19 protein-coding genes are annotated in these 19506 nt (G+C 67.2%); 3 read left to right on the plus strand and 16 right to left on the minus strand.

All coding sequences use genetic code 11. The features are described 5' to 3' along the window. Positions 1-118: 118 nt before the first annotated feature. The 16 genes from ACK6C6_RS12245 to ACK6C6_RS12320 all read right to left on the minus strand — a co-directional run bounded on the left by ACK6C6_RS12245 (position 119) and on the right by ACK6C6_RS12320 (position 16241). Positions 119-1189, minus strand: coding sequence for a tetratricopeptide repeat protein (locus tag ACK6C6_RS12245; protein ID WP_409267546.1), 1071 nt, complete (start codon positions 1187-1189; stop codon positions 119-121). Next, entirely contained in the window at positions 1186-2076 is an 891-nt protein-coding gene (locus ACK6C6_RS12250) for an ExeA family protein (RefSeq protein WP_409267547.1), read from the minus strand. Before ACK6C6_RS12250 ends, ACK6C6_RS12245 begins: the two co-directional genes overlap by 4 nt. Continuing rightward, positions 2076-3851: a pilus (MSHA type) biogenesis protein MshL gene (gene mshL / locus ACK6C6_RS12255; protein ID WP_409268273.1), complete on the minus strand. Its 1776-nt coding sequence runs from the start codon at positions 3849-3851 to the stop codon at positions 2076-2078. Before mshL ends, ACK6C6_RS12250 begins: the two co-directional genes overlap by 1 nt. Before the next feature lie 26 nt (positions 3852-3877). Continuing rightward, the gene (locus tag ACK6C6_RS12260; protein ID WP_409267548.1) at positions 3878-4231 is read right to left on the minus strand and encodes a hypothetical protein; all 354 of its coding nucleotides are present in this window, start codon (positions 4229-4231) and stop codon (positions 3878-3880) included. Beyond that, the gene (gene gspM / locus ACK6C6_RS12265) at positions 4228-4950 is read right to left on the minus strand and encodes a type II secretion system protein GspM (protein WP_409267549.1); all 723 of its coding nucleotides are present in this window, start codon (positions 4948-4950) and stop codon (positions 4228-4230) included. The genes ACK6C6_RS12260 and gspM overlap by 4 nt, the downstream gene beginning before the upstream one ends. Next, entirely contained in the window at positions 4947-5594 is a 648-nt protein-coding gene (locus ACK6C6_RS12270; RefSeq protein WP_209586854.1) for a hypothetical protein, read from the minus strand. Before ACK6C6_RS12270 ends, gspM begins: the two co-directional genes overlap by 4 nt. After that, positions 5591-6526, minus strand: a complete 936-nt coding sequence (pilM, locus tag ACK6C6_RS12275; RefSeq protein ID WP_209586855.1) for an agglutinin biogenesis protein MshI — start codon at positions 6524-6526, stop codon at positions 5591-5593. The genes ACK6C6_RS12270 and pilM overlap by 4 nt, the downstream gene beginning before the upstream one ends. A gap of 132 nt (positions 6527-6658) precedes the next feature. Then, complete coding sequence (locus tag ACK6C6_RS12280) at positions 6659-9661, minus strand: DUF6701 domain-containing protein (protein ID WP_409267550.1); 3003 nt, start codon at positions 9659-9661, stop codon at positions 6659-6661. Further along, positions 9658-10119 carry an agglutinin biogenesis protein MshP gene (locus tag ACK6C6_RS12285; RefSeq protein WP_409267551.1) on the minus strand — a complete coding sequence of 154 codons (462 nt, stop codon included), beginning with the start codon at positions 10117-10119 and terminating at the stop codon, positions 9658-9660. Before ACK6C6_RS12285 ends, ACK6C6_RS12280 begins: the two co-directional genes overlap by 4 nt. After that, positions 10116-11009, minus strand: a complete 894-nt coding sequence (locus ACK6C6_RS12290; RefSeq protein ID WP_409267552.1) for a prepilin-type N-terminal cleavage/methylation domain-containing protein — start codon at positions 11007-11009, stop codon at positions 10116-10118. Before ACK6C6_RS12290 ends, ACK6C6_RS12285 begins: the two co-directional genes overlap by 4 nt. A gap of 5 nt (positions 11010-11014) precedes the next feature. Next, a complete protein-coding gene (locus ACK6C6_RS12295; protein WP_409267553.1) occupies positions 11015-11614 on the minus strand; it encodes a type II secretion system protein in 600 nt (199 codons plus the stop codon). Beyond that, positions 11604-12134 (minus strand): GspH/FimT family pseudopilin, encoded by a 531-nt coding sequence (locus ACK6C6_RS12300; protein ID WP_409267554.1) that lies wholly within the window; start codon positions 12132-12134, stop codon positions 11604-11606. Before ACK6C6_RS12300 ends, ACK6C6_RS12295 begins: the two co-directional genes overlap by 11 nt. A gap of 115 nt (positions 12135-12249) precedes the next feature. Next, positions 12250-12747, minus strand: a complete 498-nt coding sequence (locus ACK6C6_RS12305; protein WP_209586860.1) for a prepilin-type N-terminal cleavage/methylation domain-containing protein — start codon at positions 12745-12747, stop codon at positions 12250-12252. Positions 12748-12793: 46 nt separating this feature from the next. Next, positions 12794-13300, minus strand: a complete 507-nt coding sequence (locus tag ACK6C6_RS12310) for a hypothetical protein (protein WP_409267555.1) — start codon at positions 13298-13300, stop codon at positions 12794-12796. Next, on the minus strand, positions 13297-14538 hold the full coding sequence (locus tag ACK6C6_RS12315) for a type II secretion system F family protein (RefSeq protein ID WP_409267556.1): 1242 nt from the start codon (positions 14536-14538) through the stop codon (positions 13297-13299). The genes ACK6C6_RS12310 and ACK6C6_RS12315 overlap by 4 nt, the downstream gene beginning before the upstream one ends. Further along, positions 14538-16241 (minus strand): GspE/PulE family protein, encoded by a 1704-nt coding sequence (locus ACK6C6_RS12320; protein ID WP_409267557.1) that lies wholly within the window; start codon positions 16239-16241, stop codon positions 14538-14540. The genes ACK6C6_RS12315 and ACK6C6_RS12320 overlap by 1 nt, the downstream gene beginning before the upstream one ends. A 159-nt stretch (positions 16242-16400) precedes the next feature. On the opposite strand from ACK6C6_RS12320, the gene ACK6C6_RS12325 reads away from it, so the two are divergent. From ACK6C6_RS12325 to ACK6C6_RS12335, 3 genes are all read left to right on the plus strand, one after another. Beyond that, a complete protein-coding gene (locus ACK6C6_RS12325) occupies positions 16401-17105 on the plus strand; it encodes a histidine phosphatase family protein (protein WP_409267558.1) in 705 nt (234 codons plus the stop codon). A gap of 82 nt (positions 17106-17187) precedes the next feature. Continuing rightward, on the plus strand, positions 17188-18252 hold the full coding sequence (locus tag ACK6C6_RS12330) for a phosphotransferase (protein ID WP_409268275.1): 1065 nt from the start codon (positions 17188-17190) through the stop codon (positions 18250-18252). Positions 18253-18274: 22 nt separating this feature from the next. Continuing rightward, positions 18275-19501 carry an acyl-CoA dehydrogenase family protein gene (locus ACK6C6_RS12335; RefSeq protein ID WP_409267559.1) on the plus strand — a complete coding sequence of 409 codons (1227 nt, stop codon included), beginning with the start codon at positions 18275-18277 and terminating at the stop codon, positions 19499-19501. Positions 19502-19506 lie beyond the last annotated feature (5 nt).

Consider the following 19506-nt stretch of genomic DNA (forward strand, 5'->3'; position numbering starts at 1 on the left):
CCGTAGGGTGGACGGCTTCGCCGTCCGCGCGTTCAGCCAACTCCAAAGCAGATGCGATCTCTCCTCCTAGGGGAGTTGAACGCGCGGTCGGCAGAGCCGACCACCCTACAACAGCCCGCTAGCGGCTCAACTGCTTGAGCTTACGCTCCACGAAGCCCTGCAGCTCGCCCGACAAGGTCCCGCTGTCCAGCGCCTTCTGGAACGCCCCGGCCGCTTCCAGCTTGCGCTTCTCGGCCTGCAGCGAGATGCCCAGGCCCATCCACCACACCCCGTTCTGCGGCGCCGTGCGCAAGGCTGCCCCATAGTGTTCGGCAGCCTCGCGATTGCGTCCTTCGCGCGCCAGCGCGCCGGCGAGGAACGCGTGGTAGTCGCCGTTGCCCGCCGCATGCGGCAGGCTGCGCATCAGGGTCTCGATGCCGGAGCCGCCGCGCTCGATCTGCAGGCGCGCCAGCAGCATCGCCATCGCCGGCTGGGCCGCGTCGAGCGCGAGCCCCGCCTGCAGCTGGCGCATGGCCTCATCAAGCCGTTTGGCTTCGACCAGCAGGCCCACCAGGGTCTGGCGCGCGGGTTCGTGGCGCGGGTCGACTTTCAGGGCCGCCTGCAGGCCGGCGATGGCCTCGGTCACGCGCCCGTCCTCCAGGCTGGCCAGGGCGCGCCGGTAGGCGTTCTCGGCGCGCTGCGCCGGGGTCTCTACCCTGCCGCTCGTCGCGGGCGCGACGGGCTTGGCGGCCGCGGGTCGCACGGGCTTGGCTGCGACCGGATTGGCAGGCTTGGCCGCAGCCTTGGCCGCCGCGGGTGCGGCAGGCTTCGCTACCGGTGCCGGCGCGTCGACCGGCGCCGCCTCGACCACGGGCGCCGCAGGGGCGGCCAGGTCTTGGCGCGGCGGTACCGGCACCTCGAAGGCCACGACCGGCACGACCGCAACAGGCGCCGCCGGCTTGAGCACCGGTGCGGCGGCCGGGACCGCAACCGCCACCGGCGCCGGAGTCGCCTGCGGCTCGAGGAAGCGCCAGCCGGCAAAGCCCGCAGCCGTCACGAGCGCCGCGACGCCGGCGGCGATGGCGACGCGGTTCAATGGCCAGGCGCGCGCGGGCGCCGGCACCGGCCGCACGTCGGACGGCAGCGGCGCCGCTCCGGGCTGTCCGGCGCGTGCGTCCAGGTCCTGCAGCATCCGGTTGATGAGACTCATCGTGCAAACACCCATGCCAGGCCGGCGGCGGTCGAGAACACCGCGGCGCCACCGAGCAGCCAGGTCCAGATGGTGCGCCCGACGCCGATGGTATCGCGCGCCGCCGTGGTCACGTGGCTGCCCGCCACCTCGCGCTTGCCCTCGCCGTAGCTGAGCATCAGGGCCTTGTGCGCCATGATGTTCACCAGGCGCGGCACGCCGCCGCTGGCGCGGTACAGCCCGCGGATCGCCGCGCGCGAGAACAGGCGCGCACCGGTGAAGCCGGCCACGCGCAGGCGGTGCGCCACGTAATAGTCCATGTCGTCGCGGCTGAGCGCGCCCAGGTGGTAGTGGAAGGTGATGCGCTGGGCCAGCTGGCGGATCGATTCCAGTTCCAGCTTGCGGTTCAGTTCCGGCTGGCCGAACAGCACGATCTGCAGCAGCTTGCGCTTCTCGGTTTCCAGGTTGGTGAGCAGGCGCAGGGCTTCCAGGCTCTCCACCGGAATCGCCTGGGCCTCGTCCAGGCACAGCACCACGCGCAGGTCCTGGCCCGCGAGTTCGAGCAGGCGCAGGTTGATCGCCTTGAGCACCTGGTGCTGGTCGACGTCGCGCGCGAGATCGAGTTCCAGCTCGTCGGCCAGGGCCAGCATCAGGGCGCGCGGCTCCAGGTAGGGGTTCGGGATGTAGGCGGTCACAAAGCCCTCGCCCAGCGTCGCCATGAACTTGCGGCACAGCAGGGTCTTGCCGGTGCCGACCTCGCCCGTGATCTTGATGAAGCCTTCGCCGCTGCGCGCCGCCACCAGCAGCGTGTTGAGCGCTTCCTGCGAGCGCGCGCTGCCGAAGAAGAAGCTGGTGTCCGGGGTGATCCCGAAGGGCAGCTCGCGCAGGCCGAAGTGGGCCGCGTACATCAGCGGCGCTCCCGGGTGCGCGGATCCAGCGCCTCGATGCGGCGGCTCGCGTCCAGCAGGTCCTGGCTCCAGTCGTTGGCGCCGTCGACGATGGTCGGCTTGATCAGGACCACCAGCTCGCGCTTCTGGCTCATGCGGGTCTTGTTGCGGAACAGCGCGCCCAGCACCGGCACCTTGCTCGCGCCGGGCAGCTGGTCGACGTCGCCGCTCGACACCTGGCGCATCAGGCCGCCGATCGCGACCACCTGGCCGCTCTGGCCGCGCACATAGCTGTCCAGCTCCGAGGTGGCCGAGGCCGCGAGCGGCAAGGTCAAGGTGCCGGCCGAACCGAGGTCGACATTCTTGGTCACCGTGGAGACCTGGCTCACCGAAGGGTGCACGTGCAGCAGGATGTTGCCCTTGTCGTCGATCTGCGGCGTCACGTCCAGCACCACGCCCGAGAAGAAGGGCTGCAGGGTCACGCTCGGGGTATTGGTGGTGCCGTTGTCGGTGGTGTTGATGGTGTTGGTGACGCCGGTGACGAAGAACTCGTCGGTGCCGATCTTGAGCACCGCCTTCTGGTTGTTCATCGCCGCCACGCGCGGGCTGGACAGCACGTGCACCTGACCCTGCGACTCCAGGAAGGAAATCAGGGCGGCGAAGTTATTGGTCTGGAAGGCGAAGCCGAACAGCGAACCGGCCGCGGTGGCCGCGTTCGACAGCGAGAAGCCGGTGCTGGCGGCCAGGCCCTGGCCGTTGTTGATCACTGGTGGCTGGCCGCCGGTGTAGGGCAGCGGCGCCAGGTTGGCGCCCGGGGCGATCATGCCGCCCGAGACGCGGTTCGGGTGCGAGCTCTTGATCGAGGCGAACGAGGCCCAGTTGATCCCGCTCTGGAAACTGTCGTTCAGCTCCACCTCGAGGATCTTGGCTTCCAGGATCACCTGGCGGTCGACCGCCAGCTGGGTGGCCTTGAGGTAGGCGTCGACGCTGCGCAGCTCTTCCGGCATGGCGCGGATCACCAGCACACCCGACTGCGGGCTGATTACCACGCTGCGCCCGCCCTCCTTCGAGCCGACGATGGCTTCCAGCGCGGCCTTCAGCTCGCTCCAGAAATCGTTGTCGGAAGTGGTGCGGATGTCGGTGCTGTCGACCTGCACGTTGTTGCCGCCGAGCGCGTTGCGGTCGCTGTCGTTGCCGGTGTTGCCCTGGCCGCTGCCGTTGCTGTTGTTGCGGTTGCCGGTGCCGTCCCGGCCCGCGTCCGCCACCGAGGTCGAGCTGACCCGCAGGTTCGAGGTGCCGCGGCGCTTGGCAGTCAGGTAGTTCACCTGGAACATCCGGGTCTGCATCGTCAGCGGACGGATCGTGATGCGGGTGCCGTCGATCCTGTAGTCGTAGCCGTACATGTCGCGGATCGCTTCCAGGGTCTCGGCGATGGTCACGTCCTTCAGGTTGGCGCTGATGTTGCCTGAGACTTCGGGATGGACCAGCATGTTGTAGCGGGTCCCGGCCACGATCGAGCGGAAGAACTGCTGCGCCGGCACATTGTTGAACGCGACGTTGAAGCGCTCCTCGAGCGCGGCCCTGGCCTTGGGCAGCTGGCTGGCCAGCGCACTTGCCGGCGGCAGCAGCGCCGCGGCGACGGCATCGTCGACCGCGGGCGCGGCGGCAGGCCTGGCCTGGGCCTTGGCCATCTCCTTGCCGATCGCATCATAGGTCTCGTGCTGCGAACCGGTCTGGCAGCCGGAGAGCAGCAGCGCGCCGGCGACGGCGGCGCTGGTCAGGGAGAGCTTGTTCATCATGGTCCGTGGCATCGAGCGATTCGTCATTGGGCGGCAGGCGTGATGCCGGCGGCCGTGCCTTCCACCAGGTCGAGGCGCAGCACCTGGCGTTCGCGGCCGCGCACCAGCTCGACCTGGTTCTCGGTCATGCGGGCCACGCGCGCGCCGCGGAAGCTCTCGCCCAGGCGCACCGTCTCGCCGTCGATCACGGCGACGTGGCGTCCGCCCGCGCGCGGCGAGATCAGGACCGATTGCAGGCGCGGCAAGCCGTCGGCGCCGTCCGGCCGGCTTGCGTCCAGCGCGGCGGGCGGACGGGTCGGGTCGGCCAGGGCTTGCGCGGCAGCCGGCAGGCTGGCCAGCAGGCTTGCCAGGCTCAGGGCGAGGGTCAGTTTTTTCACAGCTTCATCCATTTGCGGTCCAGACTCAGGGTATACAGCGTGAGCGTCAGTCGCGCGGCCGGGTACGCTTCCACGTCGAGCTGCGCCCTGCCCCAGAACAGGCGGGTGGGCATCGCTTCGAGCGCGCTCATGTAATCGACCATGTCGAGGTAATTGCCGCGCACGGTGACTTCGACGCCGTGGCGGTACAGCAGTGCCGGGACGGGCGCCTGGCCGGGCGCCGCGGCGCTGCCTTCGGCGGCGGGCGTGCCGGCCGGCGGCGCCGGGGTCTCGGATGCCTGCGCGCCAAGAGACGACATCGATTCGACCGGCAGCGTGCGCAACGACACCAGCTTCAGGCGCGCGTTGGCGCGCAGGATGGTATCGACCAGCGGCGCCATGCGCTCGGGCGGCACCAGGCCGTGCTCCATCGCCAGCAGCGAGTCGCCCAGCGCGGCGGTTTCCTGCTGGATGGCCTGCAGTTGCTTGCGCGCCGGCGCATCCGGATCGACCTGGAAGGCCTGGACCCTTGCGGCGATTTCGCCGTCCATGCCGATCAGGTTGTTCTGCTGCTGGCTGATCTGCTCGCGCAGCAGGTCCTGCTCGCGGTAGATCGGCCCCAGCACCGCGCTGTGGCCGATGAACACGATCACCGCGGCGACGGCTGCGAACAGCAGGCCGCGTTCGCGCAGCGTGAGCGCGTCGATGCGCGCCATCAGTTCGATCAGGCGCGCCTTCATTTGCGCGGCTCCTCGGGCCTTGACTCCAAGCTGAACTCCACCCAGGGCGCGGGGCTGGCGACCGGCTTGCCGTCGGCATCGGCGGTGTTCACGGGCGCCGGCTGGCTGATCGACAGGCTGGCAAAAGATTTACCTTGCATCAGCGGTTCGCCGGTCAGGCGCGCCAGGTAGCCGGGGACCGTGGCCGGGTCCGTGGTCCGGCCGCGGATCCCGATGTCACTGCCGCCGCTGGAAACGCTCACGCCGGTCAGCCACAGGCCGGTGACGCTCTGGCGCGCCAGGGCCTTGAAGTAGCCGGCATAGCCGGCCGTGTCGCCCAGCTCGCCGCGCTCGATCACGCGCGAGATGTTGCGCAGCGCGACCAGCTGGGCCTGGGCCTCGGCGATCTCGGCGTCGAGCTCCTTGTTCTTCTGGCGCGGCGCGAAGTCGAGGTTCACGCTGGCCAGGCGCGCCTGCTTGCGCTCCAGCTGCTGGGCGCCGGCGCCGGCCTGCGCCTCCAGGCCGGCGGTCTGCATCCGGCCATAGACGGCCAGCGCGGCAATGCCGCCCACCAGCACCAGCAGCGACAGCGCCATGGTGGCCGCGGTAAAGACCTGCTTTTGCGGCTGGAACGCCGGGTTGAACAGGTTGATCTGCTGGGTCATGGCGCCGTCTCCGTGCGCAGCGCGGCGCCCAGCGGGATCAAGAAGCGCCCCTGCACGGCCCGGTCCTGCATCTCGGGCGTGCGCCCCAGGTCGAACACCGAGGCCAGGTCGAGGGTCTCGACCGGGGTGTACAGGTTGCTCGACAGGTACTCGTCCAGGCCGCTCACCTTGCTGGGCCCGAGCACCAGCTTGGCGATGCTGATGAAGGAATACTGGCGCTCGAAGTTGTCGAGCGAGCGCTGCAGCTCGAGGGTGATGCGGTCGAAGCTGGCGTGCTTGCGCTCGTGGTCGGGCTCGAGCAGTTGGTCGAGCGTGACGTCGATCCGGCGCGACAGGTAGAGCTCGCCACGCCAGGTCACGGTCAGGAGACCGCCCTCGGCGCTGAACGAGAGCATGGCCACGCCACGGTTTTCGGGCGCGATCCGCGCCGAGATATTGCGCTGCGCCATTTCCGGGATGTCGATGACTTCCAGCCCGATCTTCGCGTCCAGGAACAATTGCTGGCGCGGCTTGATGACGGTATTGCGCGCCGCCACCACGAACACTGACTGCTGGGCGCGCACCTGGCCGGCGTCGACCGGAATGTCGAGCACGTCGACGGTGGCCTCAAGGACCGGAAAATCGAGGATGTCCTTCAGGCGCCAGCGCACCGCGGTCTTGAGCTCTTCGCGCGGCACGTTCGGCGCGTCGAGGTTGATGAGCTGGTATTCGCCCGGTCCGAGCAGGGTCAGGCAGCGGTAGGCATGCGCCTGGCCTTCGCGCGCGGCCTTTTCCAGCACGGCCGCATCCGGCTTGCCCGGCAAGAAATGCGCGAAGCGCACGGAAGGCATGCCTTCCGCGGCCGGCTTGACGCTGGCCGCGGCCACGCCATCGGCCAGGACGGCGATGGTCAGCCAGCCATCTTTCTTCTTTGCTCTCTTAAGAAAACGCATGCACGGGATCGCGGAAATAATTCAATACGGCAAAGACTTGATTATATTCAAGCCGGGCCGGAAGCGATCACAAAAAGTGGCCCCCTGCCCTCAAAACTGGCAGTTTTCGATCCGCTTTGCCACGTTTCGTTGTCAATACATCTCGCGCACGTAGATGACGGGGCTCTTGAACTGGCCGAAGCTGACGCGGCCGACCGTGCTCGGAAGGTAAGGAAGCGATTCCTTGGCGTCGATGAACAGGTCGACGGTACCGCTTTTGTCGGCCGTGAGCGGCGCCAGCACCAGGCTGGCCTTGCCCTCCTTCAGCAGCGGCAGCGTGACGGTGCTGCCGGCAGCGCCGCTCCCGAATACCTTGATGGAGGGATCGCATTCGCCTGTGATAGAGGCGCGCAGGCTGCGCCGGCAGGCCGAGAACCTGACCTTCCCCAGTACCGCCGTGTCTTGCTCCAGCCCGCCATTGTGCTCCCACGCCTGGCCACTCCAGAACTGGGCGTGCAGCGGCACCGGCGTCTTGGCCAGCGGCGTGCCGACCACGTTGTTCACCATCAGGCGGCCGTTCACCACCATGATGCCGCCTTCAACGGACAGGATGCCTTTCTCGCGCAGGGAACTGATGGTCACCGGCATGTCGCCCCCGGCGGTCTTGCGCAGTTCGGAAGCGGTGGCGCGCACGTGCACGGCGGTGGGCGCAGTCCAGCCGCGCGTGGCGGCCTCGGCATCGTAGCCGACCTCGAGCTGGAAGCGGAGGTCCTCGCGCGCGGCCACCGGCTTGCCTTCTCCGTTTACGAAGGTGCCGGGCGGCTTGCCATCCGCGCCCGGCGCACTTACGGCAATCAAGCTGATGGCGGGCACCAGGGCCTCGTCGAAGCGCTGCAGCGCATTCCCGTTGCGGCCATACGCCGTAACGGTCACCGTGAACGGCTGCCCCGAATACACGGCGCGGGAGATCAGGTGCGGCGCACCCGCCGGGCAGTTCATCCGCTTCAGGCAGCCGAAACCCTTTTCGGTCTCGGTCTTGAAGTATTGGGGGTAGAAGCGGCCGACAACGGGATGGTCATTCTCCAGCGTTTTGATCCCCAGATAGTCCAGGGTGATGCCGAGCTTGGCAACGCCGGCTTCGTTCCAGGCAAAGCTGCGCAGCACCGATCCGGTCCCGCTCCAGTCGTTCTGCGGCGCCAGCATCTTCTGTTCAACGTCGCCCCCCTTGGCCAGGACCCGCAGGCGCGCGGTCAGCGCGAACTCGCCGGATTCGTTGCCGAAATTCCTCAGCGGCCCGATGTTCTCCTGGCCATACGCCGACACCTCGACCAGGAAAGGCTCGCCGGCTTCGGCGAAGCCAGGCTGCTCCAGGGTCGAGCTAGCTGGATTGAGGACGCCGTCGGTACGCTTGATGACACTCTTGATGCTTGCCGGGACCGACGCGAAGCTGACCTTGCCGATGTTGCCGGCGGCGTCGCGTACGCGCAGGGTCACCATGCCCACGTCCGGGTAGTGGAATTCCGCTTCCTTCGATACCACGTTGGCGGCGAACACCGGCGTGGCCGCGGCGCCTGTACCCGCCGACAGCGGCGTATCGTGCGGGACGCAGGTCGACAGGGCCACGCCGTAGCTGGCAGTGGTGCCGGCGGTCTGCGCCGGGTTGTTGCACTCGAGGCTGTAGCGCAGATTGGCAGTGGTCGATGCGGTCGTGCTGAACGGCTTCGCGATTCCCTTGTCGGCCCGGGTCAGGTAGATCACTGGCTTGCTGCCCGCAACCACCGGCCCGGCAAACAGTGCGCAGCCGCTGCCCGAGGCCTTGATCTCTTCATTCGGCTTGCACGCGCCCACCGTGAACACGTAAGGATCCAGGTTGACCGGCTGGCCGCCGCCGGTGTCGCCCTCGACGGTGGACGTGTTGTTGCCGGGTACGCCGTCCCCCGTTCCCTTCACTTCGGCCGTGTTCGCGATCTTGCCTTCGGCATTGATCCTGGCCTTGATCTGGACGCTGGCGCTGGCGCCGGGGGCCAGCGCCTGGCCGTACGCGCAGCTGACGGTCTGGCCGGCCACCCGGCAGGTCCAGTCGGAGCCGCCCGCCGACACGTAGGTGAGCGCCGCCGGCAGCGTGTCGGTGACCTCGACCTTGCTGTCGGAGCGCGTGCCCAGGTTGCTGACCGTCAGGGTATAGGTGATCTCGTTGCCGAGCTTGAATTCACCAAGCTGGGTCTTCTTGATCGCCAGGTCCGCGGGCTTCGACGGCAGCGCCACGATCGCCGTGCCGAGCAGGACCCGGTCGGATTCGGTGGTGAAGACCGCATTCGCATCCACCGGCCTGGCCGGCGGCGCGGGCAGATCGACCACGTCGAAGTCGATGCCCATCGAGTTCTCGTCGGAATTGGCGCCGCTTTTGGAGTTGAAGGCATTCTGCTTCTGGATGAAAGGTTCCGCGCGCAGCAGCTCGCCCGCGAAGCGCACCTCGTCGCCTTTCTGGTTGCCGGTCTTGTCGCCTTCCCAGACGATGTAGCCGAACCTGCCGGATCCGGCATTGTCGGCCGGCGGCGTGTAGTCCGGCATCTTCACCGTGACGCTGGCGTACTTGATGGCCTGCAGGCCTTCGTAGATGTTGACGGTGCGGTAGCGCTCGTCCTTGTGGGCGTAGACCACCACCAGCGCGAAGCCGGCCACCATGCTGTTTTCCTTCTGCTTCTTGGAGCAGTAGGTGTCCGAGGTATCGACCGTCAGGCCGCTGAAGGTGAAGCTGGTCTTGCCCTGCACCAGGCTGGTGACCTCCGCCGCGGCCGCAAAATAGGTGAAGCCGTCGATCGACGAGCCGTAGCGGCGATTAGCGGGGGCGCTGACCGCCGTGCCGTTCATGCTGACCTCGCCGTCGATGGCGCCGGTGCCGGCCCAGTACAGGGTGGCCGACACGATGCCGGCCTCCTTGGGCAGCGCGATGCTCGCCTGCGCGCTGGTCGCCAGGTCGCAGACCTTGGCGCCGCCGGCCTTGCTCTGCAGGCTGGCCTGGGTGCCCGCGAAATTGATGTTGCCTTCGAAGGTCTTGGTCAGCGCCAACGAGGTGGCGGCGGCCGGCTGGGCCCAGGCAAGGGCGGCGAGGCCGCCGCACAGGACGGTGCGGGTAAGATTCAGCAGCGTTTTCATATTTCGACCTCGAGCCTGCGTTGGACGTAATCGGGATTGTTCGGAGCTTGCTGGCCGCAGGCCCCTTCCACCGGCTGGTTGCAGGCCACCGCGGCGATGCGCCAGCGCATGACCGGTTCGCCATCGACGTCCTTGAGGTCGTCGATGGCCTGGCAGCTCACGGTGACGCGGAAGCTTCCCAGCACGCTCGTGACCGGAAAGCCGAAGGAATTGCTCGCGACGCAGCGCTCCTCGCGCAGCCGTGCATACAGGCCCCATTCGAGGCCGGCGCGCGCCGCCTGGTAAGCCTTGGCGCCCTCGAGGTCCAGGTTGCTGCTGGCCTGCTGCGAGGTGAACAGCGTCACCGACGCCACGCCGAGGCCGGCCAGCACCACCAGCAGGAAAATCGCGGTGACCAGGCCCACGCCGGCCTGGCGCCGCAAGCGCAGCATGTGGGCGAGATGAATGTACTGTTTCATGGCGTATTGTCGACGTGGACCTGGCTGGCGAGCCGCACCAGCGTCGCGTCGCCGTTGCCGTTACCGGCCAGCAGCGCGAGATTCAGCACCACCAGCGCACTGCGCCGCAAGGCTTCGCTGCCATAGCGGAAGACCTGGCTGCAGTCGGCCACGCGCGAGGCGATGACGGCGCGCTGCGCGCCGTCCGGCGCCGCTTGCTGGGTGCGCGAGATGGCGTAGCCCCAGTAGCGAACCAGCTCCCTGCCGCCGTCCTTGCGCGCTTCGCAGGCATAGGTAACGGGGCCGCTCACCACCTGGAAGCGATTGCTGGGCGAACGGATCGGCGTGGCCTGGGTCGCGAAGGGATTGCTCTTCATCGTCACCACCGGATTGTTCGGCGAAGCGAAGTCGACCGCGGTAACCTGCGCAATATTGATGCCCTTGCCCATGTCGACGTAGCGGTAGGCGTCGGACTCGCTGTCTTCCGGGTTGCCGAGGTTGTAGACGACGATGTAGTCGCCCGCTGCGATGCGCGGCTTGGTGCCGCCCACGGCGGTAAAGCTGAGATTGGCCGGATCGTCGAAGTCGAGGACCGGGGAGCCCTCCACGTCGTCGTCCAGCGTCAGGTAGCGCCCACCGGCCCGGGTCTGGAGGAATTCCACCGCGCTGCCGTCGCCGCTCACGCGCACGCTGTTGGGCAGCGCCAGGCGCAGGTCGCGCGCGATGCGGCGCAGCGCCAGGTCGGCCTCGTCGGTTGCGGCGGCCCGTGCGCGGGTATCGACATAGCCCTGCACCGGGGCGCGGATGAACACGGCCACGATGGCGCCGATCACGCCGATGATGACGATCACCATGATCGCCTCGATCAGCGTGAAGCCGCGTGCGCGGCAGGGTTGCTTCGGCGCGCGCATGGGATTCACAGGAAATTCGGCGCGTAGCGCGTGCGGTAGCCGTCGAGCACGAGGGTCTCGCCGTCGTAGCGCACTTCCACGCGGATGCGCAGCACGTCGACGTCGGCCGAAGCGGAGTTGGCGACGGCGATGCCGCCGATCGATTCCGGCGTGATCGTCACCGTGGCGCTGTAGCCGTCCACGTTCATGGGTTCGCCATTGGCGTCGGTGAGCCGGCCGAAGACATCGTTGAAGCCGCTCTCGGCGACGTTGGCGGCGCTCGCGTAGTCGTTGACGTTGTCGAAGGGACGGCTGTTATTCAGGGCCGGGACGCTGCCCTTCTCGGGGCCCCAGTTCTCCGGCACGTCGCACTCGAGGCTGTCCTTGACGTCCTCGTCGCCGGCCTTGTCCGCGCTCGGGTCGCAGAAGGTGAAGCGCGCCAGCTGGACTTCCTCGAGCAGGCCTTCGGCGATCATCAGGGCCTGCTTGCGGCGCAGCGGATCGGCGCTGCCCTTGTTGGTGAGGTTCAGCACGCCGATGATGCCGGCCAGCGCCACCCCGACGATCAGGATGAACATGATCATCTCGATCATGGTCAGGCCCGACTGGGTCCGTTTACTGGACATAGCCGGTCTCTCGGTTCACCGTCACGCTGCGGCTTTCGCCCGGGCTGGTGATCGTCATGGCCAGGCCGCCGGGCGTCCCGCCGGGGGTGATCGGGCGGCCGAGCGCATCGAAGTAGAATTCGGTCAGCGCGGCCGACAGCGAGACCTGTACGCCCTCGGGCACGCCGATACAGTACCAGCGCTCGTCCTGGCAATGGGCCCTGGAGGCTTCCCCGCCGATACCGGCCGCGGGGGCGGCCAGGCGGTTGGCCGGCGCGCAGTTGCCCTGCGGCGCGTCGTAGCACAGGGCGATGCGCTTGTCGTCGAGCTGTACGAACACGGGAGTATTGCGGGCGATCGCGCTCTTCTGGGCGTAGCGCAGCAGTGCGCGGGTCTGGTCGGCGAAGGCCTCGGCGTCGAAACCGCTGCGGTCGAAGAAACGGCCGGCGGCGATCGCTCCCAGGATGCCGATGAGGACCATCACGATGATCAGTTCGACCATCGTGAAGCCATGCGCGCGGCTGCTTGCTACAGTCCGCATGCTAACAGGAAGGTAGGGGCAAGCGGACACGCGGCGCTGGGTCGCACGGATCCGGTGGCGCCTGCTAACCACGCTATCGACTCGACGGCGCTTTCGCTAACAGGCGCTTCGTACATCAACCGCAGATGAATTTGCCGTTGGTATCGGCGTTGTCGGTATAGGTCGGCGCCTGGCCAAGCGCCGTTGGCGGGGTATAGGTCACCGAGCACGTGGCGGCATTCGCAGCGCTCACACCCTTCGGGGCGACCGTCAGTCCATTACCGGCAAAGGTGAACGTGAAATCAGTTTCGTTGAGGCCGGCGGCAGCGGCGAACGCGCGTGCTTGCACTTGGGACGCAGAAGCCGGATAGCCATTGATCAGGGTAACAGTGGTGCCTTCCATATCCACCGTTCCGGTGGTGACATTGGCTACCAGCGCCTTTCCGTGGATCATAGCTGCTGCCGAAGTCAGCGCACCTTTCGCCGCTTTCAAGCTGGAGGCGCGAGCATCGCCGCTCAAGTCGGCAAACTTCGGCAGCGCGGTTGCAGCCAGGATGCCCAGGATGACGATCACGACGATCAGTTCGATCAGGGTGAAGCCGCCCTGCGCGCTCTTGCTGGAATATTTGTTCATGTAATTCTCTCCGTTGAAGGTGTGCGGGTGAGCCCGCGGTCTTGGTTTATTTGGGCCCGGCGCCGACTTCGTCGATGACCAGTGCCCCGTGCTTACCGCTCCGCCCGCTTTCGGCCGGATGAGTCGAACTGGATAATTCTACCTTGAACTTAAGCAATTTAGATGTCTTGGAAGAAAAAGTGTCGTTACTTAGCACATAATTCACGGTCCGATCCGTCCGGTCGAAGAACCAGGCTCCACGCCGCAACATCTCGGGCCTGGGCGAGTAGTATTCGCCGACATAATTGGCTGGCTGCCTGAGCAACCAGCTCATTGGATTTTCTTGCAATAATTTCAATACCGCATCCTTGCCGGCCGCCGTGAGCAGCTGGGCCTCGCGCGCCGCCAGCGCCGTGCGCAGCGCACCCACCACGTGGTAGGCGGCGGTCCGCTCCGATTGCGCACGCCACTCGAGCAGCCGGCCCAGCAGCACCCCCGCCAGCAAGCCCGTCACCACGACGCAGACCGCAAACTCGAAGCGGGTCGCCCCGCGCATGCGGGCAATCAGCATCATTTGCCTCCGTGTAGCGCCGCCTTGCCGAGGTCCCAGATCGGCAGGAAGATGCCCAGCGCCAGGATCAGCACCATCACACCCAGGAAGGTGATCAGGATCGGTTCGATCTGGCTCGACAGGGTTTTCAGCTCGTAATCGACCTCGCGCTCGTACATCTGCGCGATCTCGTCCATCAGGTCGTCGAGCGAGCCGGATTCCTCGCCCACGGCGATCATCTGCAGCACGATCGGGGTGAACACATTGGCGGCGATCGAGGTGCGCAGGATGCTCTCGCCGCGCTCGACGCCGTCGCGCATCCCCTCGATGCGCGAGCTCAGGTAGGCGTTGTCGGCGGTCTGCGCGACCACCGTCAGGGCCTGCACGATCGGCACCCCGCTGCGGGTCGACAGCGCGAAGCTGCGGGCGAAGCGCGCCATGGTCGCCTTGTGGATGATCTTGCCGGCGATCGGCAGGCGCAGCTTGTGCTTGTCCCAGGCCAGGCGGCCCTTGGGCGTGGCCACCCAGGCCTTGAAACCAAACACGGCGCCACCCAGCATGGCCGCCATGGCGGGCCAGTAGGCGACCGTGAAATTCGAGGTCGACAGCAGGATCCGCGTCATCAGGGGCAGCTCGGCATTGAAGGACTTGAACACCGCCGCGAACTGCGGAATCACGAACACGTTGACGATCACCATCGCGATCGCCATCGCGATCACGACGAAGGTCGGGTAGCGCATCGCGGTCTTGACGCGCTCGCGCATGTCGCGGTCGAACTCGAGGTGGTCGAACAGGCGCAGGAAGACTTCTTCCAGGCGGCCGGTCATCTCGCCCACCCGCACCATCGACAGGTAGAAGGTGTTGAAGACCTTCGGGTGGCGCGTCATCGCGCTTGAGAGTTCGCGGCCCGAATCGAGCGACTCGCGCAGGTCCTTGATCACCTTGCCGAAGGACTTGTTGATGGCCGACTCCTGCAGGCCCGCCAGGCCGCGCATGATCGGCACGCCGGACTTGAGCAGCGTATAGATCTGGCGGCTGAACAGCTGCACGTCCATCGAGGTGACCTTCTTTTCCTGCAGGCGCGCCAGCCAGCCTTCGCCGCCGTCCTTCGAGGCCGGTCCCTTGCGGCTGGGGTTGATCTCGATGGGCGTGGCGCCGCTGCCGAACAGCTGGTCGGCGACCGCGCCGCTGTCGGTGCCCTCGAGGATGCCCTGCAGCAGTTCGCCGGCGGCGTTGCGCGCCTTGTAGGAAAAATAAGGCATCAGTCTTCGTACTGGTTACTGATGCGCATCGCTTCGGCGATGGTGGTCCTGCCCTGCACCGCCAGGCTCACGCCATGGCGGCGCAGCGTCTCGCCGCCCATCTCGGCATGCGCCACCTTCAGGAAGTGCGAGGGGTCCGGGTGGTTGGCCGCCTCGGTGACGGCGCGCGTCATCTCGAGCAGTTCATAGACGCCGGTGCGGCCACGGAATCCGGTGCCGTTGCAGTGCGAGCAGCCCTTGCCGTGGAAGAAGGACGTCATTGCGGCGCGTTCGCCCAGTTCCGCGCGCAGCCAGTTGGTCTCTACCGGCGTCGGCTGATAAGGCGTGGAGCAGCTTTCGCAGATCACGCGCACCAGGCGCTGGGCCAGCACCGCCTGCAGCGAACCGCCCACCATGTAGCGCGGCACGCCCATGTCCATCAGGCGCAGCGGGGTCGAGGCGGCATCGTTGGTGTGCAGGGTCGACAGCACCAGGTGGCCGGTCATGGCCGCCCGCAGGCCGATCTGGGCGGTCTCCTGGTCGCGCATCTCGCCGACCAGCACGATGTCCGGGTCCTGGCGCAGCGCCGAGCGCAGCACGCGCGCGAACGACAGCTCGATCTTGTCGTTGACCTGGACCTGGTTCACGCCCTTCAGGCGGTATTCGACCGGGTCCTCGACCGTGATGAGTTTTTTCTCCACCGAGTTCAGCTCGGACAGCGCGCTGTACAGGGTGGTGGTCTTGCCGCTGCCGGTGGGGCCGGTGACCAGCACCAGGCCATTGGGGCGCTGCACCAGCGCGCGAAAACGCTCCACGATGCGCGCCGGCATGCCGATCGCGTCCAGGCGCAGCGTGGTGCCACCCTGGTTCAGCAGTCGCATGACGACCGACTCGCCGTACTGGGTCGGCATGGTCGAGATACGCACGTCGATGCGCTGGTTGCGCACCTTGACCGCGAAGCGGCCGTCCTGCGGCAGGCGCTTTTCCGAGATGTCGAGGTCGGCCATGAGCTTGAGGCGCAGGGCCAGCGGCGTGGCCACCTTGATGTCGGCCTCGGTCTGCAGGTGCAGCACGCCGTCGATGCGGAAACGGATCTGCAGGCGCCCGTCCTGCGGCTCGATGTGGATGTCCGAGGCGCGCACCTGGGCCGCGTCGTCGAACACCGACTGCAGCAGCTTGACGATCGGCGCTTCTTCCAGCCCCGGGTTGGCGGCCAGCGCGCCGAAGTCGATCGAGGTGTCGCCCAGGTCCTGCTCGACCTCGCGCGCCAGGCCGGTGATCTCGCCGGTGCGGCGGTAGATGCGGTCGATCGCGCCCAGCACCTCGGTCTCGTTGACCACCGCCAGCTCGACGGTCTTCTTCAGCAGGCGCGCGATCTCGTCATAGGCGAACAGGTCGGTCGGGTCGGACACGCCCACCAGCAGGGTCTCGCGGCGGTCTTCCAGCACCAGGGCGCGGAAACGGCGCGCGGCGGTTTCCGGCAGCAGGCGCACCAGCTCGGCGTTGATGTTGTAGAACTTGAGATTGATGTACGGGATGTTCAGCTGGCGCGCCAGCGCGCCCGAGATCTGGTCTTCGGTGACGAAGCCGCTCTCGACGAACACGCGGCCGAGCTTGCGCCCGGTGCGCTTCTGGTCCGCGAGCGCCTGCTCGAGCTGCTCTTCCGACAGCAGTTTCTGCTGGATCAGCACCTCGCCGAGGCGAATTTTTTCCGGCCTTGCCATGAACATCCTTTGTTGTTATTGCTTGTGATGAATATTTTATGCCAGAACCTGTAGGAATTGACCTACGAAATTAACTGTCGCCAGGCAAGTGTCGCCGTTTCGCCATGCTCAAATAGCATCGCGTGTAACATGACCCGGCAAAAAACCACGAGGAGCCCCATGGCAGACACACCTACCCGGCGCCGCCGCGTCTACCTGATGCGACATGGCAGCGTCACCTATTTCGACGACACCGGCAGACCCTTCCTCCCCGAGACCGTCGCCCTGAATCCGGCCGGCCAGGCCCAGGCCGATGCCGCCGGCCTGGCCTTCCGCAATGCTGGCGTGCGCTTCGACCGCGTCATCACCTCAGGCCTGCCGCGCACCAATGAGACGGCGCAGCGGGTGCTGGCGGCGAGCGGACAGGAGATCGCGCTGGACCTATGGCCGGAACTGCACGAGATCCGCGGCGGTCGCCTGTCCGCCATCCCGACGCAGGAACTGCGGCGCGCGTTTACCGGCGCCTTCGAGGGCGTGGTAGATGAACAGCAACGCTTCCTCGGCGGCGAAGCGGTCGGCGAGATGATGGACCGGGTCCATCCCGCCATCGCACGCCTGCGCGCGCAGGACGACTGGGACACCGTGCTGCTGGTGCTGCACGGGGGCGTCAATTGCGCCATCCTGTCGCTGGCCCTGACCGGGCAGCGCCTGTTCCTGGGCGGCCTGTCGCAGGCGGCCGGCTGCATCAATGCGCTCGACGTCGGCGAGGACGCTGCCGACTGGGTAGTCCGCTTCGTCAACTACGTGCCGCCCGGTCCCCTACAGCCGGAGGCGCGCGCCACCACCATGGAACAGCTGTTCGAGCAGTACCGCAAAGGCCGCTGAATCTATTTGCTCGCAAAGAAATAGCACGCCCGTGCACTTCAAGGCTAGAATGAAGCGCAAACCAACAAGAAATGGAGACGCGATGTACGAGGAAATGATGGGCACCAAGCCCGTGTCCGAACGCCAGCGCTTCGACGTCGAGGCCCTCGGCGCCTGGCTCGAGGCGCATGTCGACGGCTATCCGGGCGGCAGCCTGGCGGTCGAACAGTTCAAGGGCGGCCAGTCCAACCCCACCTTCCGGCTCGAAGCCGGCGGCCAGCGCTACGTGCTGCGCACCAAGCCTGGCCCGGCCGCCAAGCTGCTGCCCTCGGCCCATGCGATCGACCGCGAGTTCCGCGTGATGCAGGCGCTGCACGGCGCCGGCTTCCCGGTCCCGCGCCAGTACGCGCTGTGCCTGGACGAAGCCATCATCGGCCGCGCCTTCTACGTGATGGAATGCGTCGAGGGGCGCGTGTTGTGGGATCAGTCGCTGCCCGGCATATCGCCAGCAGAACGGGCCGCCATCTACGACGAGCAGAACCGCGTGATCGCCCAATTGCACACGGTCGACTACGCGAGCATCGGCCTGGGCGACTACGGCAAGCCGGGAAATTATTTCGCACGCCAGATCGAGCGCTGGACAAAACAGTACCAGGCCTCGGTCACGGAGCCGATCGAGGCCATGGAGCGCCTGATCGAACGGCTGCCGCAGCACATCCCGCCGGGCACTGATACCAGCATCGTGCACGGCGACTACCGCCTCGACAACATGATCTTCCACCCGCTTGAACCGCGCATCCTGGCGGTGCTCGACTGGGAGCTGTCCACCCTCGGCCACCCGCTGGCCGATTTTTCCTACCATTGCATGAGCTGGCACATCCCGCCGGGGCGCTTCCGCGGCATCGCGGGCCTGGACCTGGAGTCGCTCGGCATCCCCTCGCTGGACGCCTACGTGGCGCGCTACTGCGAACGCACCGGCAAGACCCTGCGCGCCGAGGACTTCGATTTCTACCTGGCCTACAACATGTTCCGCCTGGCCGGCATCATGCAGGGCATCATGAAGCGCTACGTGGACGGCACCGCGTCCAGTGCGCAGGCCCTCGAGAACGGCAAGGCGGCGCGGCCGATGGCCGAGATGGCCTGGCAGTTCGCCAGCCGCAGCCGCTGATCCAACGAGACAAGGACAAGCCATGGACTTCGCCTATTCCGAGCGCTGCAGGGAACTGCAGGCGCGCCTTCTCGCCTTCATGGACGAGCACATCTATCCGAACGAACGCGCGTTCAACGAAGAGATCGCGGCCAATGCCCGCGACCGGGGCACGCGCTGGCTGCCCCTCGACCTGATCGCGCGCCTCAAGCCGCTGGCACGCGAGGCCGGGCTGTGGAATCTGTTCCTGCCGCGCTCGACACGCGCGCCCGAGGGCCTGTCGAACCTCGATTACGCGCCGCTGTGCGAGATCATGGGCCGCGTGCCCTGGGCCCCGGAAGTATTCAACTGCTCGGCACCCGACACCGGCAACATGGAAACGCTGGAGCGCTACGCGCCTGAAGACATCAAGCGCCAGTGGCTGGAACCGCTGCTGCGCGGCGAGATCCGCTCGGCCTTCGCCATGACCGAACCGGGCGTGGCCTCGTCGGATGCGACCAACATCGCCACCCGGATCGAACGCAGTGGCGACGACTACCTGATCAACGGCCACAAGTGGTGGATCTCGGGCGCCGGCGACCCGCGCTGCACCGTCTTCATCGTGATGGGCAAGACCGATCCGAGCGCACCCCGCCACCAGCAGCAGTCGATGATCGTGGTCCCGGCCGACACGCCGGGCATCACCATCCTGCGCCCGCTGCCGGTGTTCGGCTACGACGACGCGCCGCACGGCCATTGCGAGATCCTGTTCGAGAACGTGCGCGTCCCGGGCACCAACATGCTGCTGGGCGAAGGGCGCGGCTTCGAGATCGCCCAGGGCCGCCTGGGACCGGGCCGCATCCACCACTGCATGCGCGCCATCGGCGTGGCCGAGCGCGCGCTGGAGCTGATGTGCAGGCGCCTGGAAACCCGCATGGCCTTCGGGCGCAAGCTGTCCGACCAGGGTGTCTGGCGCGAACGCATCGCGGAAAGCCGCATCCGGATCGACACCGCGCGCCTCTTGACGCTGAAGGCGGCCTACATGATGGATACGGTCGGCAACAAGGTGGCCCAGGCGGAAATCGCGATGATCAAGGTGCTGGCGCCGACCGTGGCCCAGGACGTGCTGGACTGGGCGATCCAGGCCCATGGCGCGGCCGGCGTGTCGGACGAGTTCCCGCTGGCTTACCAGTGGGCGGCGAACCGGACCTTGCGCCTGGCCGACGGGCCGGACGAGGTGCACCGCAATGCGGTGGCCAAGCTGGAGCTGGCGAAGTACACGGCGCGATGATGCCC

The organism is Massilia sp. BHUDP2 (assembly GCF_046236355.1).
Classification (GTDB): domain Bacteria; phylum Pseudomonadota; class Gammaproteobacteria; order Burkholderiales; family Burkholderiaceae_D; genus Telluria; species Telluria varians.

Coding starts and splice junctions, on each gene's coding strand:
- ACK6C6_RS12245 (WP_409267546.1), bottom strand. CDS start 1,189: ATGAGTCTCATCAACCGGATGCTGCAGGACCTGGACGCACGCGCCGGA.
- ACK6C6_RS12250 (WP_409267547.1), bottom strand. CDS start 2,076: ATGTACGCGGCCCACTTCGGCCTGCGCGAGCTGCCCTTCGGGATCACC.
- mshL (WP_409268273.1), bottom strand. CDS start 3,851: ATGAACAAGCTCTCCCTGACCAGCGCCGCCGTCGCCGGCGCGCTGCTG.
- gspM (WP_409267549.1), bottom strand. CDS start 4,950: ATGAAGGCGCGCCTGATCGAACTGATGGCGCGCATCGACGCGCTCACG.
- ACK6C6_RS12270 (WP_209586854.1), bottom strand. CDS start 5,594: ATGACCCAGCAGATCAACCTGTTCAACCCGGCGTTCCAGCCGCAAAAG.
- pilM (WP_209586855.1), bottom strand. CDS start 6,526: ATGCGTTTTCTTAAGAGAGCAAAGAAGAAAGATGGCTGGCTGACCATC.
- ACK6C6_RS12280 (WP_409267550.1), bottom strand. CDS start 9,661: ATGAAAACGCTGCTGAATCTTACCCGCACCGTCCTGTGCGGCGGCCTC.
- ACK6C6_RS12285 (WP_409267551.1), bottom strand. CDS start 10,119: ATGAAACAGTACATTCATCTCGCCCACATGCTGCGCTTGCGGCGCCAG.
- ACK6C6_RS12290 (WP_409267552.1), bottom strand. CDS start 11,009: ATGCGCGCGCCGAAGCAACCCTGCCGCGCACGCGGCTTCACGCTGATC.
- ACK6C6_RS12295 (WP_409267553.1), bottom strand. CDS start 11,614: ATGTCCAGTAAACGGACCCAGTCGGGCCTGACCATGATCGAGATGATC.
- ACK6C6_RS12300 (WP_409267554.1), bottom strand. CDS start 12,134: ATGCGGACTGTAGCAAGCAGCCGCGCGCATGGCTTCACGATGGTCGAA.
- ACK6C6_RS12305 (WP_209586860.1), bottom strand. CDS start 12,747: ATGAACAAATATTCCAGCAAGAGCGCGCAGGGCGGCTTCACCCTGATC.
- ACK6C6_RS12310 (WP_409267555.1), bottom strand. CDS start 13,300: ATGATGCTGATTGCCCGCATGCGCGGGGCGACCCGCTTCGAGTTTGCG.
- ACK6C6_RS12315 (WP_409267556.1), bottom strand. CDS start 14,538: ATGCCTTATTTTTCCTACAAGGCGCGCAACGCCGCCGGCGAACTGCTG.
- ACK6C6_RS12320 (WP_409267557.1), bottom strand. CDS start 16,241: ATGGCAAGGCCGGAAAAAATTCGCCTCGGCGAGGTGCTGATCCAGCAG.
- ACK6C6_RS12325 (WP_409267558.1), top strand. CDS start 16,401: ATGGCAGACACACCTACCCGGCGCCGCCGCGTCTACCTGATGCGACAT.
- ACK6C6_RS12330 (WP_409268275.1), top strand. CDS start 17,188: ATGTACGAGGAAATGATGGGCACCAAGCCCGTGTCCGAACGCCAGCGC.
- ACK6C6_RS12335 (WP_409267559.1), top strand. CDS start 18,275: ATGGACTTCGCCTATTCCGAGCGCTGCAGGGAACTGCAGGCGCGCCTT.